General features: G+C 34.9%; 15 protein-coding genes. 11 read left to right on the forward strand and 4 right to left on the reverse strand.

Features of this window, described 5'->3' with window-relative positions; all coding sequences use genetic code 11:
- The first annotated feature begins 123 nt into the window (after positions 1 to 123).
- The 3 genes from WCV66_RS07510 (at position 124) to WCV66_RS07520 (ending at position 4865) form a co-directional block, all read left to right on the forward strand.
- Positions 124 to 903, forward strand: a complete 780-nt coding sequence (locus WCV66_RS07510) for a GNAT family N-acetyltransferase (RefSeq protein ID WP_338788507.1) — start codon at positions 124 to 126, stop codon at positions 901 to 903.
- A gap of 485 nt (positions 904 to 1388) precedes the next feature.
- A complete protein-coding gene (locus WCV66_RS07515) occupies positions 1389 to 3290 on the forward strand; it encodes an endonuclease MutS2 (RefSeq protein ID WP_338788508.1) in 1902 nt (633 codons plus the stop codon).
- A 246-nt stretch (positions 3291 to 3536) separates the two neighbouring features.
- Positions 3537 to 4865, forward strand: a complete 1329-nt coding sequence (locus WCV66_RS07520; protein WP_338788510.1) for an FAD-dependent oxidoreductase — start codon at positions 3537 to 3539, stop codon at positions 4863 to 4865.
- A gap of 88 nt (positions 4866 to 4953) precedes the next feature.
- Here WCV66_RS07520 and xylE read toward each other — a convergent pair whose 3' ends face one another.
- Together xylE and xylA are read right to left on the reverse strand one after the other, a co-directional pair.
- Positions 4954 to 6348: a D-xylose transporter XylE gene (gene xylE, locus WCV66_RS07525; RefSeq protein WP_066329834.1), complete on the reverse strand. Its 1395-nt coding sequence runs from the start codon at positions 6346 to 6348 to the stop codon at positions 4954 to 4956.
- Between the two features lie 344 nt (positions 6349 to 6692).
- The gene (xylA, locus tag WCV66_RS07530) at positions 6693 to 8024 is read right to left on the reverse strand and encodes a xylose isomerase (protein WP_066329836.1); all 1332 of its coding nucleotides are present in this window, start codon (positions 8022 to 8024) and stop codon (positions 6693 to 6695) included.
- 324 nt (positions 8025 to 8348) lie between these two features.
- Here xylA and fumC point away from each other — a divergent pair, with 324 nt between their 5' ends.
- Positions 8349 to 9737, forward strand: a complete 1389-nt coding sequence (fumC, locus tag WCV66_RS07535; RefSeq protein ID WP_066329838.1) for a class II fumarate hydratase — start codon at positions 8349 to 8351, stop codon at positions 9735 to 9737.
- Between the two features lie 115 nt (positions 9738 to 9852).
- Here the strand turns inward: fumC and WCV66_RS07540 are convergent, their stop codons facing one another.
- Positions 9853 to 11199, reverse strand: a complete 1347-nt coding sequence (locus WCV66_RS07540) for a HAMP domain-containing sensor histidine kinase (RefSeq protein ID WP_338788511.1) — start codon at positions 11197 to 11199, stop codon at positions 9853 to 9855.
- Positions 11196 to 11861, reverse strand: a complete 666-nt coding sequence (locus tag WCV66_RS07545) for a response regulator transcription factor (RefSeq protein WP_338788513.1) — start codon at positions 11859 to 11861, stop codon at positions 11196 to 11198. Before WCV66_RS07545 ends, WCV66_RS07540 begins: the two co-directional genes overlap by 4 nt.
- 142 nt (positions 11862 to 12003) lie before the next feature.
- Here WCV66_RS07545 and WCV66_RS07550 point away from each other — a divergent pair, with 142 nt between their 5' ends.
- The 7 genes from WCV66_RS07550 (at position 12004) to WCV66_RS07580 (ending at position 16949) form a co-directional block, all read left to right on the forward strand.
- Positions 12004 to 12222, forward strand: coding sequence for a hypothetical protein (locus WCV66_RS07550; RefSeq protein ID WP_338788514.1), 219 nt, complete (start codon positions 12004 to 12006; stop codon positions 12220 to 12222).
- Positions 12223 to 12260: 38 nt separating this feature from the next.
- A complete protein-coding gene (locus WCV66_RS07555; protein ID WP_338788515.1) occupies positions 12261 to 13499 on the forward strand; it encodes a S1C family serine protease in 1239 nt (412 codons plus the stop codon).
- Between the two features lie 203 nt (positions 13500 to 13702).
- On the forward strand, positions 13703 to 13858 hold the full coding sequence (locus WCV66_RS07560) for a hypothetical protein (RefSeq protein ID WP_338788516.1): 156 nt from the start codon (positions 13703 to 13705) through the stop codon (positions 13856 to 13858).
- Between the two features lie 120 nt (positions 13859 to 13978).
- Positions 13979 to 14182 carry a YozQ family protein gene (locus tag WCV66_RS07565; protein WP_066329853.1) on the forward strand — a complete coding sequence of 68 codons (204 nt, stop codon included), beginning with the start codon at positions 13979 to 13981 and terminating at the stop codon, positions 14180 to 14182.
- Between the two features lie 342 nt (positions 14183 to 14524).
- Positions 14525 to 14629, forward strand: coding sequence for a YjcZ family sporulation protein (locus tag WCV66_RS07570; RefSeq protein WP_083964539.1), 105 nt, complete (start codon positions 14525 to 14527; stop codon positions 14627 to 14629).
- A gap of 316 nt (positions 14630 to 14945) precedes the next feature.
- Positions 14946 to 16400, forward strand: coding sequence for a PAS domain S-box protein (locus WCV66_RS07575; RefSeq protein WP_338788517.1), 1455 nt, complete (start codon positions 14946 to 14948; stop codon positions 16398 to 16400).
- Between the two features lie 108 nt (positions 16401 to 16508).
- On the forward strand, positions 16509 to 16949 hold the full coding sequence (locus tag WCV66_RS07580) for a GNAT family N-acetyltransferase (RefSeq protein ID WP_066329859.1): 441 nt from the start codon (positions 16509 to 16511) through the stop codon (positions 16947 to 16949).
- Positions 16950 to 17037 lie beyond the last annotated feature (88 nt).

A 17037-nucleotide genomic window follows, 5' to 3' on the forward strand; every position in this document is an offset into this window, starting at 1 on the left:
TTTGCTATTTCTGAATCATTGTCCACTCATGACATGATCAAAAAATTAGGTGGTAGCTTGATATGCATAACTGCTATGATAAGAATAACAAATCAATAATATAAACCTTGGGGAGAAGACACGATGATCGAAAAATATATTGAAGCGTTAGATATTGCGTATGTTTCTTCGTTTTCAACAAAAATCGAAACAAGCTGGGGCTATCTTTTTTATAATAAAAATCAACCAAACTATTATGATGCAAACCATGCACATATTTCTTCCTACGTTGGTGATTATGAAAAGATCATTGATGAGGTTATTTCTTTTTATCAGGCTCAACAATTAATTCCAAGATTTTATCTTTCCAACTACGAAGGGCATACAGGTTTTATTAGTGCTCTGAAACAAAAAGGATTCGGGTTTGAAGAGTTTGATTGTCCGGTTCAACTTTGGAAAACAAAGGTCGATTTCGTGAAGGACCCAAATGTAACAATTGAAAAAGTAACAAGTGAAAATAAGCTAGATGCTATAAATATCGAATGCCAAATTCAAGAACTAGGCGGGTCAATTAGGGAAAAAGCTTTTGAAGAGGAATTTTCACAAGAGGCCTATACTCACTATTTATTAAAATATGATGGTGTCCCTTGTTCAACCGCATGTACATTCCAGTATGAACAGGATACTAGACTAGAAAGTGTAGCTACACTGGAAGAGTACCGAGGTAAGGGATTGATTGGGCAGCTCATTCATCATATTCAAGAGGAAGTAGTAAAGAAACATGTAGAACGTTTTTGGGTGATGCCGATAAGTGAAAGAGTTGGGAAGGTTTATAAGAAATCAGGTTTTGAAACAATCGCAAATTTGAAAACTGGTCATGCCTTTTTAGGTGGAAAAAGCATTGAAGAGATCCGAAATAGCTAAAAATGGGCTTTAAATGATTATCCTTATATTGACAGTTAATCATGAGTTCTGTTATTTTATAGGTAACAATATTTTAGGAGATGTTTTTTGTGAGGGTTTCTGTTCTTAACTAATCGAAGTAAATACTTCATCTACATGAATAAGCTTTGAAAAACTTTTATGATTTTAAAGGTTTATTTGAGTATGTTTCTGTAGAAGGTTAAGAACAAAACGGTTATCGTACACAATTTGCGATCTCTTTGCATAGTGCCCGTACAAATCCGTGCTTTGTTTAAGCACGTTTTTTTATGCTATCAAATTATTCTTTAAAGATGATAGCAGAAGGAAAACTTAGGCTTTTGCGATTTTTAGAGGCGAGTTTTTCTAATGGGCAAATATGTTTATTAGGCATGGTCTGCTTAATAGATAGAGGTTTTAAAAGGTGATGAACAACCATGTTCATCGCCTTTTTTTTATGTCAATAAATACAAATGGAGGTTCAAACATTGAACAAGACCACAATCGAAAGTTTAGAATTTGATAAAGTATTAGCTTTACTATGTGATTTCGCAATGAGTGATGCAGCAAAGAAAAGAGCGATAGAGCTATTACCGATTCATGATGAGAAAAAAATAAGAAGATGGCTTAATGAAACGACAGAGGCATGTACAATCATTGAAAAGTCTTCAAGTATTCCTGTCAACTCGCTTCATGGCGTAGAACAAATCATTGCTTTAGTGGATAAAGGGTATTTACTCACACCAGAGCAATTCGGTTTTCTAGCTACGTTTTTAGATAGTGTTAAAAAAATCAAACGGTTTATGATGAAGCAAGATTATCATGCGCCAACGATTAGTTCGTATGCCTATTCACTTTATGAATTAACAGAAATAGCAGATGAAATCTCACGTTGCATTCGCAATAATCAAGTGGATGATTATGCAAGCAGGTCATTAGCGAAAACAAGAAACAAGATTGTTTCAATAGAAGAAAAGATCAAAGCCAAGCTAGCTCAAATTATGAAAACCTCTTCTAGTTATCTACAAGAACAAGTAGTAAGTGTGAGAAATGGAAGATATGTTGTCCCTGTGAAAAATGAATATAAGCGAAAATTTTCAGGGACAATCGTCGATCAATCTTCGAGCGGGCAAACCGTATATATGGAGCCGAAGGATCTTAATAAGCTGCAGGATGAACTTTTATTTTTGAAGGTTGAGGAAGAACTCGAGGTTCAGAAAATTCTTGGACAATTAACTGATCTAACGGCAACGTATAAACAAGAACTGCTTATTAATATTGAAGGAATGATATCCTATGATTTTATCTTTGCTAAAGCAAAATTAAGTAAATGCATGCGTGGAAATGAAGTTCAACTACAACAGGATGAAGGCTTTCAGATCTTAAATGCCAGACATCCTTTATTAGGAAGAGATGCTATCCCATTAACAATGTCATTAGGGAAGGAGTATATGGCATTGGTCATTACTGGACCGAATACAGGAGGTAAAACGGTTACAATTAAAACTGTTGGTTTATTGTCGATGATGGTTCAAGCAGGACTTCATATTCCTGCAGATCGTACTAGTAGCTTTTGTATTGTAAAAGATATTTTTGTAGATATTGGTGATCATCAAAGTATTGAGCACTCACTAAGTACGTTTTCTTCACATATTCGAAATGTAATTGATATTCTTCAAAAGTCTCGAGAAGATACATTAATTATTCTTGACGAAATTGGTTCAGGTACAGATCCAAGGGAAGGAATGGGGTTAGCTATTGCTATTTTAGAAGCATTATATAAATCAGGGGCGATGATAATTGCTACTACCCATTACAGTGAGATTAAGGAATTTGCAGAAAAAGCGAACGGTTTTCAAAATGGATCAATGGACTTTGATATTGAAACACTTCAACCACTTTATAAACTTATAGTTGGAAAAGGTGGAGAAAGTCAGGCATTTTCAATTGCACAAAAGCTAGGAATGCCCGCATCAATCATTAACAGAGCGAAGGAAATTTCCTATGATCAGCCTAAAGAGGAACGCAACATTACACCAGCTGCCTTTAAAAGGGATAATCAAAAAAGACAAAAGAAAAAGGCAATACAAAAAGACAATCTATCAATGATTACGTATCAAATCGGTGATGCTGTTTGGATTTCACAACTTCAAACAAAAGGAATTGTTGTCTCAACTCCTAATTCGATGGGAGAAATGGAGTTATTAGTAAAGGGACAAAAAATGACATTAAATCATAAACGGGTAAAACCATTTATTGACGCTGAAGAATTGTATCCAGAGGAATATGATTTAAATCAGGTCTTTGATTCTAAAGATGTGCGTAAGAAGAAAAAAATGATGGATCGGAAGCATGTTGAAGGTTTAACAATCGATCATATCGAGGAATAGAGAGGGGGTAACCCCTTTCTTTTCATAAACTCGATATAAAACCTGAATGATAAACACATCCCTTAATTAAGATGTAAAGCCTTGCTACACTTGAGTTTTACTTCGGTAAATACACATTTTGTGAAAAACTTCACAAAGGGTATTGCAGTTTTAAAAAAGGTGGATTATAATAAAGTCATCAAACATGTGAATCATTTCACAAACTTATGTGAATATATTCACAATCTTTTGTAGGAGGAATTTAAAATGAAAATTGCGGTTATTGGATGTACTCATGCTGGGACAGCAGCTATTTCAAATATAATTAAACTTTACCCAAATGCAACGATAAATGTTTACGAAAAGAACGATAATATTTCTTTTTTATCTTGCGGAATTGCTTTACATGTTAGTGGAGTAGTAAAGGATGCGAATGGTTTATTTTATTGCACTCCTGAGGAACTAACTGAATTAGGTGTAAATATGTTTATGAAACATGAAGTACTGGACGTAAATGTTGAAGAGAAGACACTTGTTGCAAGAAATCTTGTAACAAATGAAGTGATAAATGAGACATTTGACAAATTAGTGATCGCAACAGGGTCTTGGCCTGTTATTCCAAAAATTGAAGGAATTAATATGGAGAATATTCTTCTTTGCAAAAACTTCCATCATGCAAACACAATTATTGAGAAAGCAAAAGACGCTAAAAATATTGTTGTTGTAGGTGCAGGCTACATTGGAATCGAGTTAGTAGAAGCATTTGAAATGAGCGGGAAAAACGTTACACTTATTGATGGGGAAAGTAGAATATTGAGCAAATACTTGGATGAGTCATTTACAGAAATCATTGAAGAGGATTTTCAAAACCGTGATATACGCTTAGCCTTAGGTGAAACAGTTACCCGTTTTGTAGGAAGTGAAGAAAAGGTTACAGCAGTTGAAACAACAAACGGAACGTATGAAGCAGATCTCGTCATCTTATGTATTGGTTTTCAACCTAATACACATTTAGTTAAAGGGCAAATCGAAATGCTTGAAAATGGAGCAATTAAAGTAGATGAGTATATGCGCACAAGTAATCAGGATGTTTTCGCAGCAGGTGATAGCTGTGCAATCCGTTACAATCCAACTGGTCAACATGCATATATTCCACTTGCAACAAATGCTGTTCGAATGGGGACATTAGTTGCGAAAAATTTGATGAAACCGACAATCCGATATATGGGCACACAAGGTACATCTGGAATTAGGATTTTTGACCAAAATATAGCGACAACTGGTTTAACGGAAATGATGGCACTTCGTATGGGGATGAATGTGAAAAGTATCACAATCTTAGAGCATGATCGTCCAGAGTTTATGCCAACATATGAAGATATCAGGTTAAAGGTGGTCTATGAGGAAAACACAAAACGGATCATTGGTGCACAGGTTATGTCTAAAGTAGATGTCACACAGTCTATTAATACATTATCTGTTTGTATTCAAAACAAGATGACAACAGATGAACTTGGCTTTGTCGATTTCTTCTTCCAACCGCATTATAATAAGCCGTGGAATTTTTTAAATCAGGCTGGATTACAAGCACTATAATGTCTTGTTAAATAGGGAATCCTATAGTTTACTAAAAATAGGCAGTGGAACTCCAAAGGGTTTATAGGAGCTTCACTGCCTTTATCATTTATGCTGATTTCTTATCTTTTTGCCATACTATCTCCATTTGTTCTAGTGTTTTTCCTTTTGTTTCAGGAACAAACTTCCAAACAAATATCGCTGATAAAACACTCATTAGCCCATAAAAACCATAAGTCATTCCACCGCTGTACTCCATCATCATAGGGTAAGTTGATGAAATGAAATAATTTGCGGCCCATTGTGCAGCTACAGCAACGGCAACGGCCTGTCCACGAATTTTATTTGGGAAGATTTCAGAGATTAATACCCAACAAATTGGCCCCCATGACATCATAAATGATGCTGTGTAAACAATAATGAATAGTAAAGTGCTAATCCCGATCACGTTCGCAAACGCCATCCCTGCAACACCAAACATACCAAGTGCCATACCGATGGAACCTACTATTAATAAAGGTTTACGACCCCATTTATCAACAGTTAATATTGCAACAATAGTGAATAATGCATTTACAAATCCCATGACAATTGTTTGGAGCATAGAAGCATCTTTCGCAGCTCCCATGCTTTCAAATATACGTGGAGCATAATATAACGCAACATTAATCCCAACAAACTGTTGGAAAACGGAAAGTAAAATTCCGACAATGATGACAAATTTTCCATAAGAGAATAGTTTATCTTTAGGGATCGTAACAGTTTGCTTAATTTCCGAGAGGATCGCTTTAGCCTCTGATGAACCGTTGATCTTAGTTAAAATGTCTAAAGCTTTTTCATCTTGCTTTTTCATAGCTAAATAACGTGGTGTTTCTGGTACAAAAAGCAAAAGTACGGCAAACAGCAATGCTGGGATTGCTTCTGAAGCAAACATATATCTCCAGCCAACATCATTGATCCATTCCAATGATTGTCCTTGGGCAATGCCAAAATTGACAAAGTAAACGACTAACATTCCAAAAATAATGGCAAATTGATTAAATGATACTAAACGACCACGAATGTTAGCGGGAGCAATTTCACTTATATACATTGGGCAAATCGCAGATGCTAAACCTACACCAATTCCACCCAAGATTCGGTATAGATTAAATGTTAGTAACAATGAAAGGGTTGGCTCACCTTTTGTAAAAAATAAAAATTCAGGATAAGCTGAACCTAATGCTGAAAGTAAGAATAGTACAGCCGCTATTAATAGAGAATTTTTTCGACCAAAATTAGAAGCAAAGTAGCCTGATATTAATCCACCAACGATACATCCAATTAATGCACTTGATGTTGTAGCACCGTGTATGAAAGAATCTAATCCTAAACTGTCAATAAAGTACACTTCTAAAGATTTTTCAGCTCCGGAAATTACTGCGGTGTCATAACCAAAAAGCAAGCCTCCAAGAGTTGCGACTAGAGTAATGACAATAATATAAAGAGAATTTGATTTTTGCATAGTTGTTTTTTAAGAGACAAATTTTTTTAACAACAGAAAGGGAGGAGTTAAATATAAATTTGATAACGCTTTAATAATATGGATACCTTATGATCATTTCCTATCTAGGTATATTTCTATTATTTTTAGACTAGATATCAATTGTTGTTACGCTTACATTTCCCTTTTTATTGTTAAACATTTTAAAAAGTTGTCTCTATTCTCCTTTCTCTTAGGATTGGAAAAATAATTATTATCCAATCGAGTAGTAATTGTATAGCATTCTATTAATAAGATAGTCAACTAGAAGTATTATGTGCTGGAGCAGTATAGCTACCAGCACATCCTTAATTCTTAAAAATTTATTAAACCGTTACACGAGAAAGCGTTTCAAGTAAATATTGGTTTACAATCCCTTTCAATCGTTCTTGTCTACCAGATTCATTCTTAATCTCATTTAATTGAAGCGCATAAGCCTCTAACTTATGAAAATCAGTTGTTCCTTCAACAATATCAAGACCAATGCCCTCTGAATAGCTGCTATAACGTTGGTCTACAAAATCGTCTAAAACTTTGTCTTCGATCAACTTATTCGCAACCTTTAAGCCAATTGCAAAGCTGTCCATACCTGCAATATGTGCGTGGAAAAGATCCTCAGCATCAAATGAACCTCTTCTTACTTTCGCATCAAAGTTAAGTCCACCTTTGCCTAAACCACCATTTTTCAAAATTTCATACATTGCAAGAGTTGTAGAATACAAGTCTGTTGGGAATTCATCCGTATCCCAGCCAAGTAACGTATCTCCTTGGTTCGCATCAACTGAACCTAACATATTGTTAATACGCGCAGTGCGTAATTCATGCTCAAACGTATGTCCTGCAAGAGTTGCATGGTTTGCTTCGATATTAAACTTAAAGTAATCTGTTAAATCATATTTTTGTAGGAATGCTAATCCTGTTGCCACATCGAAATCATACTGATGCTTCGTTGGCTCTTTTGGTTTTGGTTCGATTAAGAATGGTGCATCAAAGCCAATTTCCTTCGCATAATCAACTGCCATATGGAAGAAGCGTGCTAAATTATCTTGCTCAAGTTTCATATTTGTATTTAAAAGCGTTTCATATCCTTCACGGCCGCCCCAGAATACATAGTTCTCTGCACCAAGCTCTTTACCAACCTCTAAACCTTTTTTAACTTTTGCAGCGGAATAAGCAAATACATCAGCATTATTTGACGTAGCTGCACCGTGTACATATCTAGGATGTGTGAACATATTTGCTGTATTCCATAAAAGCTTAGTTTTGCTAGTGCTCATATATTCTTTAATCATCGCAACGATAGTATCTAAGTTTTGATATGTTTCTTTTAATGTTGCTCCTTCTGGTGCGATGTCAACATCATGGAAACAGAAGAATGGAACATTTAATTTTTCAAATAATTCAAATGCAGCCTCTACACGAGCTTTCGCTAAGTCCAAGCCTTGTAAATGATTCCAAGGACGGATAGCTGTTCCTACTCCGAATGGATCTGATCCATCTGCAGTAAATGTATGCCAGTATGCTACAGAAAAGCGTAGAATTTCTTCCATTGTTTTTCCATTAATCATTTCTTCAGGATTGTAGTATTTAAAAGATAGGGGATTTTTTGAGCTTGCACCCTCATATTGAATCTTATTAATGTCTTGGAAATATTTCATAATAGTAGCCTCCAATTTTTAAGTTCTAGAATTATTATTTACTTTGCTGTTATCGCTTACACTAATAGCTAACTTAATAAAGTGTTCTTGTAACTTTTTTCATTATAACAGGGCAAACTTAGTTTGTCTATCCAATAAACTAAGTTTTTATTAAAATTTTTAAATAAAAATTTATTCGATTATTATATCTTTTAAAGCTTAATTATCTAGTTTTGTAACAAGTAACTATGTTAATTAAAGGAAATCTATTTTGTGTTTTCCTTTTAAAAAGGCAAAAAAAACCATACACTAAGAACATGAGGTCAATTTTGGAGGTGTATGAGATTGGATTTTCGTATTGAAAAGGACACAATGGGTGAGATTCAAGTGCCTGCTGAAAAGTATTGGGGTGCTCAAACACAGCGTAGTAAGCAAAATTTTAAAATCGGTGGAGAGAGAATGCCAAATGAGGTAATCGTTGGTTTTGCGATTTTAAAAAGATGTGCAGCTATTGTAAATGATTCACTTGGTAAGCTACATAAAGAAAAAGCACAGGCAATTATCATTACATGTGATGAAATAATCGAAGGTAAATTAAATGATCATTTTCCACTTGTTGTATGGCAAACAGGAAGTGGAACACAAAGTAATATGAATGTAAATGAAGTGATCGCTAGAAGAGGGAACGAATTACTTACAGAAAAGGGAATTGATGCTACGATACATCCGAATGATGATGTCAATATGAGTCAAAGCTCAAATGATACTTTTCCCACTGCCATGCATATAGCAGGTGTGTTAGCTGTTGAAACTAAGTTGTTGCCAGCTATTGATAGGCTTTCAGTCACATTAGATAAAAAAGTGCAGCAATTTAAAGATGTCGTCAAGATAGGCCGTACACACTTACAGGATGCAACGCCATTAACTTTAGGACAGGAAATTAGTGGTTGGGCACAAATGCTTCATCAAACAAAAGAAATGATTCAACAGGCCACCGGATATATGAAGAATCTAGCAATTGGTGGAACAGCAGTTGGAACAGGGATTAATGCTCACCCGGAATTTGGCAGTCGTGTTGCAAAGGAAATAAGTGAATATACAAAGCATGATTTTAAATCTTCGGTTAATAAATTTCATGCCTTAACAAGTCATGATGAAACAGTCCATACCCATGGAGCGATAAAGGCATTAGCTGCAAATCTGATGAAAATTGCAAATGATGTTCGCTGGTTGGCTAGTGGACCTAGGTGTGGAATTGGGGAAATTACGATTCCAGAAAATGAGCCTGGAAGTTCAATTATGCCAGGAAAAGTGAATCCAACTCAAAGTGAAGCATTAACTATGGTTACAGTACAAGTAATGGGAAATGATGCAGCGATCGGTTTTGCTGCAAGTCAAGGTAATTTTGAATTAAATGTATTTAAACCAGTTATTATTTATAATTTCCTTCAATCAGTACAGCTTATTTCAGATGCAATTATCTCTTTTCATGATCACTGTGCTGTAGGAATTAAGGCGAACCTTCCAGTCTTAGAACGCTATGTAAATGATTCATTAATGCTTGTAACAGCTTTAAATCCTCATATAGGATATGAAAATGCTGCTAAAATTGCGAAGCTTGCTCATAAAGAAGGGGTAACACTAAAGGAAGCTGCAAGTAAATTGAATTTGCTAACAGGTGAACAATTTGATCAATATGTGAAACCAGAGGAAATGACTTATCCTAAGAGTTAGAAAAAAGGTCTAAATATTTAGTAAATGGTTTTATTAGAGGAGTAAACAATACAAACTAAAGGGACGGAGTTGTAATTTTATCTCTTTAGTTTGTATTGAAATAGTATTTATTTACTTACTTTGCATTAACTTCAACCAACGGAATTTCTGTGTAAAAAGCCACACCATTTTCCTCATTTGTAGCCCAGACCTTTGAAGCATGTAAATCGGCAATTCGTTTCACGATGCTTAATCCTATACCGAATTCACCTTTATGCCCCTTTTGAAACGGTTCAAAAATCTGATCCATTATAGCTTCATCAATTGATGGTCCATCATTCCATAAACGTAACACAATATGTTGACTTGCTTTTGTAATCGAGATTGAAATGGTTTGATTCGCATATCGCAATGAATTTTCAAGAAGATTCTCTACAAGCTTTTCCCATTGTTCTTCATCACCTAGTATCGTTGCTTCATCTAGGTGAAGCTGCCAATCGAGTTTAGACTTAGCCCATTTGATTCGATCTACCTCATCATGGATCAGCTCATCGAGACGAAATGCCGTTTTTGTTGGCTTACGTGTGGACAAGAAATCAAGCTTTGTTAAATAAAGTAAGTCCTTTATTTTTTTCTCTAACTTTTCAGATTCCTCTTCAATGACATCCATTGTACTTGTTAAGTCACCCTTTGGGAAAATACCATCATTGACTGATTTGGCATAACCGCGTATCACCATGACAGGTGTTTTTAAATCATGAGAGATATTTTGCAGTAATGTTTGCTGTGCTTCATCTTTTCGAACAAGATGCTGCCTCATTTTTTCAATCGTATGACCAAGTTTCCCAATTTCATCATTTCGGTCTACCTCTACTGGCTCATGCCATTCTTGCTCTGAAAACATTTTTACATGTTTCTCAAGTGTAACCAGTGGCCTTGATAAGTATTTAGCTAGCCAAATAGAAGGTATCCAACTAAATAAAAACACAATAAACATAACTAACATTAATTGACGAAATAGCGTAAAGACTAGATCATTTCGATAAGAATCCCAAGAATACGATAATAGATAGCTTTGTTCCCCATTAACTGTTAACTTTCGAATCACATAAAAGAGTGTTTGGTTTTTTAAATTCTTTTCATAGCGCTCCACTGATCTTGATTGGTTTGTTGCAAGTTCTTGTGTTTGCTTAATAAAATCAATTGGTAATTCCTCAGAATATAAGAAGTATGGACTTTGAATAGGTAGTACCAAATGTGAGACAGAACGATCTTTTTGTTTGGTATCACCCAAGTCATGATTATTTCCTGGATTTCCATATTCGGTTAGAATAAGCTGTTCATTCTCAATTGTTTTATAGATTTCCTGTGTGAAGAAACCTCTTAACGTTGTTGGAAATAGGATTACTAATAATATGGATATAGCTAAGAGAATACCTGAGAAAACAAACCATATTTGAAATGCTAATGACTTATTTTTCATCCTTTTAACATCCTATAGCCATAGCCATAAATCGTTTCAAGCTTAAGATCTGGCATTTTTTTCCGTAATCGTCTCACAAGATCATCTACTACCCGATCTGTGCCAAAATAATCTGATCCCCATAGATTTGTTAAGATTTGTTCTCTAGAAAAGGCTTGACCTTGATTGTGTAGAAAAAGCTGTAACAAATCAAACTCCTTCGAAGTTAAGTTTACTTCCTGACCATTTAGGTAAGCAATTCTCACCTGTTCATCTATTTGATAAGGGGAGAGGTTAATGAGTGTACTTACTTCTTCAGAATATGTCCGTGACAATAGCTTTTGTACCCTAATCACTAGCTCTCGTGGTAAAAAGGGTTTAGAGATATAATCATCACTTCCTAGTTCTAGCCCTAATACACGATCAATATCGGCATCTCTAGCTGAGATGAAAATAACTGGCACATCCGGTGTAGCAGCTTTTATTTCTCTTATTAATTGGTAGCCATCAATATCAGGAAGCATAATATCTAAAATCCATAAATGTGGAGGCTGATTGATTAAACTTCTTGCTTCAGTACCTGTTAAGCAAGAAGTTACAGACCAGCCTTCATTTTTTAAGTACATAGTAAGTAATTCATTTAAGTTTTTCTCATCTTCCACTAAATAAATGGTGTAATTCATGCTTTCACATCCTCTTTAGGCACTATTATACAACGTACCTTCAAGTTCGTTCGCTCTTTTCACAATTTCCCACAATTCTTTCATTATTCTCCCAAACTCATTTTGTATAGTTACATTATAAGAAAAACGGATGACCTTAGTCATGTTTAAGCAGATGAAACATAGGCATTCAAAAACGCTTCATTCATTATATAACTGCAGTTTTTCTGAGGAACTATACAAGCAAACTAAATTGAAACTTTCATTACTTATTATGAAGAAAGAAGGGTTTACAAGAATGAGAGCACTTATTTTTACAGGAGTTTCACTATTATTAATTTTAATTGTAATCGGTGGATATGTAAGTTCACAAGGAGTATAGAATCCATTCACATAAATAAAAATTTAGGAGGAAACATTATGGGATATTATGATGAAACAGAAATTACACGTGAAAAGGTAAAGCCACGTAAAAGTATAAAACCATTTTTTACATCACTTCTCAGTGGCGTCGTCGGTGGTGCTCTTGTATTAGGAGTAACCACATATACCGATCAACAAGCACCAAATGCAACAGAAAATAAAGCTACTATTGAAACAGCGGTAAAGAATAATGATACCGAAACGACGACACCAGTTTCAACACAGGAACTATCTAGCAATGCCAATTCCATTGCAGATATTGTTGACAGTCTTTCACCAGCAATTGTTGGTATTACAAATATGCAATCACAAATGAGTGGAGACATATTTAGAAATTCTGAGAGTGGAAGTGTAGAAAGTGGGACAGGATCAGGAGTCATATTTAAAAAGGAAGGCGAATCAGGCTATGTGATTACAAACAACCATGTTATTGAAGGAGCAGAATCGATTCAAGTAACCCTTTTTAGTGGAGAAAAAGTAACCGCAGAATTAGTTGGAACTGATGCGTTAACAGATATTGCGGTCTTAAAAATCAATGCAGAGGATGTAACAGCTGTTGCAGAGTTAGGTGATTCATCGTCACTTCGTACAGGTGAAAATGTGATCGCGATCGGGAACCCACTTGGTGAAGAGTTCTCAAGAACAGTAACACAAGGAATCGTTAGTGGTGTTGATCGTACAATCGATGTGACGACATCAGAAGGTGATTGGTCGTTAGATGTACTTCAAACCGATGCAGCCATAAATCCTGGGAATAGTGGTGGCCCACTTATCAATATGAGTGGCGAAGTAATCGGTATTAATAGCTTGAAAATTAGTGACAGTGGTGTTGAAGGATTAGGCTTTGCCATTCCGAGTAACGATGTTATTCCAATTGCCGAAGAGCTAATGAAAAATGGAAAAATACAAAGACCATTTATTGGTGTTGGCCTTGTTGAAATGAGTGAAATTCCTCAGTATTATTTGCAAGAAAACATGAAGCTCCCTGAAGATGTAAAGGAAGGGGTAATTGTAGGAAATGTTTCACAAGGTTCACCGGCTGATGAAGCAGGCTTACAACAACAAGATGTTATTGTCAAAATGAATGAGACCGCGATAACAAATGCAAGTGAATTACGAAAATTTCTTTATTCGGAAACAGAAATAGGTGAAGAAGTACAAATAACCCTTTATCGTGCAGGGGAAAAAAAGACAGTCACCATTAAGCTGACAAATCGTGATGCAACGAATGCTTAATTAGTTATTGGGAATAACTCGTTACTCTTTACTATAGATATCTTTTTGCTGACCTAGGCGTGAGTATCGTCCACCTTGGATGGACATTCACCTTAGGTCAGATTTTTTTTTTGAAAACAAATTGCATTATTCATTGTAATAATAAAGCTCTTGTATATTCATAATAACTTCAGGGAATAGTTTATATTCGAGGAGTGATGACAATGAAAAAGGATAGACAACAAGTTGATGAAGACAAAATTGCACCTGGTATGGATGAGGACTTTGAATTGAATGAAAAAGCAACGCAAGAGGAAATTGGAAAAGGTGAGTCAACGAAGGTTGTAACCTTATCTTATGATGAGGTAGACCCATCTTAGTGCTAGGTGGATAAAAATCTCTCACTTTGCAAATGTAGTTTTTTCTTCAGATGGATTGAGTAACAAATGGTCTTTTAGCAAATAGTATACATAAGAAATTGATAAAAGGAGTGATCGAAAGTGGAGAAAAAAACGAAATTAGAAAGTAGTCAAATCGCAGGAAGACAATACGAGGTAGAAGATTACAAGCGCCAGGACGAGTTATCATCTGGACTAGCTACTACCCATGAACAAGCATCTGATGATTATATGGAAGGTACAATCGATGCAATGTTTGAAAAGAATGTTGATAATCCGGAAAGTATATCTAAAAAAGAAAAGTAGTAAGCATTTTACATAGTATTGTTAATTAGGTTGAACCGTCCTTGTAGAAGGAGTTCAACCTTTTTTGTTGATTAAGAAATAATAGAATTCTTGAACTATGGATAAGCGCACGACATCCAGCGCAAGCGCCTAGCCCCTCTAGGGTCTAGATAATTTAGAATTGTAGGCAAAGAACGCCTTCAATTCTAAATCATCTTATTTGCCTGAGGTTGTTCTAGGCGCTTGCGCTTTTCTTAACAAAATGGGTTATTCTCTAAGCAATTGTCTTTAACGATAAAAGTAGTTCAGCATATATTGTTTATGTATTGTATTTTTACACTTATAAAGAAAGAGGTGAACATAATGGGTTATGAAGGTGGAGGATATGCAGGAGGTTTTGCATTAATCGTTGTCTTGTTCATCTTGTTAATCATCGTAGGTGCTGCTTACGTTGGTGGCGGATACTAATTTTTACAATTTTAAGATGTAGAATACAGGGAGAGCCTACTTTTATGTAGGTTCTTTTTTAATATGAGGCTCCCAGGCCGCCCGCCAAAAGCTAACGCCAAAGCGTAAATCAACAACCAAGTATAACAGAGTCTAATAGAAGGAAGTAACAATTATATTTTAGACATCCACCGGGTAACCACAGAAAATAATTTAAAGTGTTTGAAAAATAAATCATGTGAACTTAGAATATAAAGTAACTAAGCAACTTTTACATACTAAAAAACACATAGTAGTCTATTTAGTGATTATGAAAAAGCTATGGAAGGAGAACAACATGAATAGCGTGATGGCTAGTATAAAGAGAGAAAAGCTTAAAGTTTTCTTAATGAATAGCGGTTTTTTTAATCAACAAATATTCGAGGAACATCCTGAAGGTTATTATGTCTTAGATTTAGACGGAAGATTTGTCCAGGTGAACAAGCAATGTGAAATCGTAACTGGTTATGTGAAAGAAGAACTGTACGACTTATTTTACAAAGATCTTCTTACAAGTGATTGTGTTGAAATTGTAAACGCTTCTTATGATAAGTCTCTTGTGGGGAAAATACAAAATTATCAATGTACGATTATGACAAAGAATCATATGAAACTAGTTTTGGATGTTACAAATGCACCAATTATTGTTGATGATGAGATACTTGGTGTCTATGGGATTGCAAAAGATATTACGATATATTATGAACAAAAAAGGAAGGTAAAAGAAAGTGAACAGTTGCATCGTAACCTAGTAGAACATTCACCAGATGGGATTGTCGTCATTCGAGATAATCGATTAGTCTATACAAATCAAGAAGCGGCAAGGTTACTAGGAGCTAGTAATAAATTGGATTTTATTGGGGAAAGTATATCGAAATATATTCCAATAAATCATAATAGCGCTATTTTAAATTACCTTGAAGAGGCAGCAAAAGGTTTTCCTTCAGCACTTAATGAAGAGAAAATCATCCAGGATTCTGGGAATGAACTTGATGTTGAAGTGAAAGCAATTCCAACCATTTTTGAAGGATGTCCAGCAGTTTATTTAATTATTAGGGATATTACTGAGAAAAAGATAGCACATGAATTAATGATGAATTCTGAAAAGCTATCTGTAGCTGGACAACTTGCTGCTGGAATTGCGCATGAAATCCGTAATCCTATAACAGCAATTAAAGGATTTTTACAGTTAATGGAGGGAGGATTACAATATAAAAAAGAATTCTTTTCTGTTATATCCTCTGAAATTAATCGAATTGAATTAATCTTGAGTGAATTATTATCCCTAGCGAAACCTCCTCTAGATAATTATCGCCATAAAAATATAGGTAGTATTTTACAGCATGTTGTCGCTCTTACGCGTTCACAAGCAACTTTACATAATATTCATATTACTACATACATAAGAGACAAGGATTTAAATGTTTTATGTGATGAAAATAAATTAAAGCAGGTTTTTATTAATTTTATAAAAAACGCAATTGAAGCTATGCCTAATGGGGGAAATATAACAGCAAGTGCCGAGCAAAGTGGGAACGGATCAGTAATCATAAAAATTATTGATCAAGGAACAGGTATTCCGACAGAGATGTTAAGGGAAATTGGAAAACCCTTTTTTACAACAAAAGAAAATGGAACCGGGTTAGGAATCATGGTTAGCTATGAAATTATTAAGCACCATAGTGGTGAGGTAAAGATCGATAGTAATTCAAATGGCACAACGATCTCTGTCATTCTTCCAATCTCGAAATAGCATCTTTCATAAACCAATACCTGATAACTCCCTCTCATATATTGAAACAATTTGGTGAAATTGTGCTTGTTTCCTACCGTTATTCGAAGATAGAAAGAGGAATGAAACATGGAGATTACGACGGAACGATTAAAAATAGTACCTTGTAAAGAAGATTTACTTAGTGAAGATATTGATGTTGGTGACCATGTACACTATTACTTACATGAAATTGAAATAAATCCAAGCCTTATTGGTTGGGGTGTATGGTTTGTATTTTTAAAAGAAAATGATCAATTTATTGGTGATATTGGCTTTAAAGGTAAACCACAAAATGGTGTGGTGGAAATTGGCTATGGAATCCAAAAAGAAGCACAAAATAACGGATATGCAACAGAAGCAGTAGAAGCATTGGTTAATTGGGCTTTCAATACAAATAAAGTATTAAAGATTACAGCGGAATGCTTACGTAATAACAATCAATCGATCAGAGTTCTTGAAAAACTAGCAATGATGCGAACAGATGAAGAAGATCAGATGATTTACTGGGAAAGAAATCTTCAGCATTAGTCTAAAAAGCACAATAATCTTCAGCTTTCATGAAGAATATTGTGCTTTTTTCTTCATACAAGGTTAGGATCCAAACTAAAAATCAGAG

The organism is Metabacillus rhizosphaerae (assembly GCF_037201795.1).
Lineage (GTDB): Bacteria > Bacillota > Bacilli > Bacillales > Bacillaceae > Metabacillus > Metabacillus rhizosphaerae.

Coding starts and splice junctions, on each gene's coding strand:
- WCV66_RS07510 (WP_338788507.1), top strand. CDS start 124: ATGATCGAAAAATATATTGAAGCGTTAGATATTGCGTATGTTTCTTCG.
- WCV66_RS07520 (WP_338788510.1), top strand. CDS start 3,537: ATGAAAATTGCGGTTATTGGATGTACTCATGCTGGGACAGCAGCTATT.
- xylE (WP_066329834.1), bottom strand. CDS start 6,348: ATGCAAAAATCAAATTCTCTTTATATTATTGTCATTACTCTAGTCGCA.
- xylA (WP_066329836.1), bottom strand. CDS start 8,024: ATGAAATATTTCCAAGACATTAATAAGATTCAATATGAGGGTGCAAGC.
- WCV66_RS07540 (WP_338788511.1), bottom strand. CDS start 11,199: ATGAAAAATAAGTCATTAGCATTTCAAATATGGTTTGTTTTCTCAGGT.
- WCV66_RS07545 (WP_338788513.1), bottom strand. CDS start 11,861: ATGAATTACACCATTTATTTAGTGGAAGATGAGAAAAACTTAAATGAA.
- WCV66_RS07550 (WP_338788514.1), top strand. CDS start 12,004: ATGTTTAAGCAGATGAAACATAGGCATTCAAAAACGCTTCATTCATTA.
- WCV66_RS07555 (WP_338788515.1), top strand. CDS start 12,261: ATGGGATATTATGATGAAACAGAAATTACACGTGAAAAGGTAAAGCCA.
- WCV66_RS07560 (WP_338788516.1), top strand. CDS start 13,703: ATGAAAAAGGATAGACAACAAGTTGATGAAGACAAAATTGCACCTGGT.
- WCV66_RS07570 (WP_083964539.1), top strand. CDS start 14,525: ATGGGTTATGAAGGTGGAGGATATGCAGGAGGTTTTGCATTAATCGTT.
- WCV66_RS07575 (WP_338788517.1), top strand. CDS start 14,946: ATGAATAGCGTGATGGCTAGTATAAAGAGAGAAAAGCTTAAAGTTTTC.
- WCV66_RS07580 (WP_066329859.1), top strand. CDS start 16,509: ATGGAGATTACGACGGAACGATTAAAAATAGTACCTTGTAAAGAAGAT.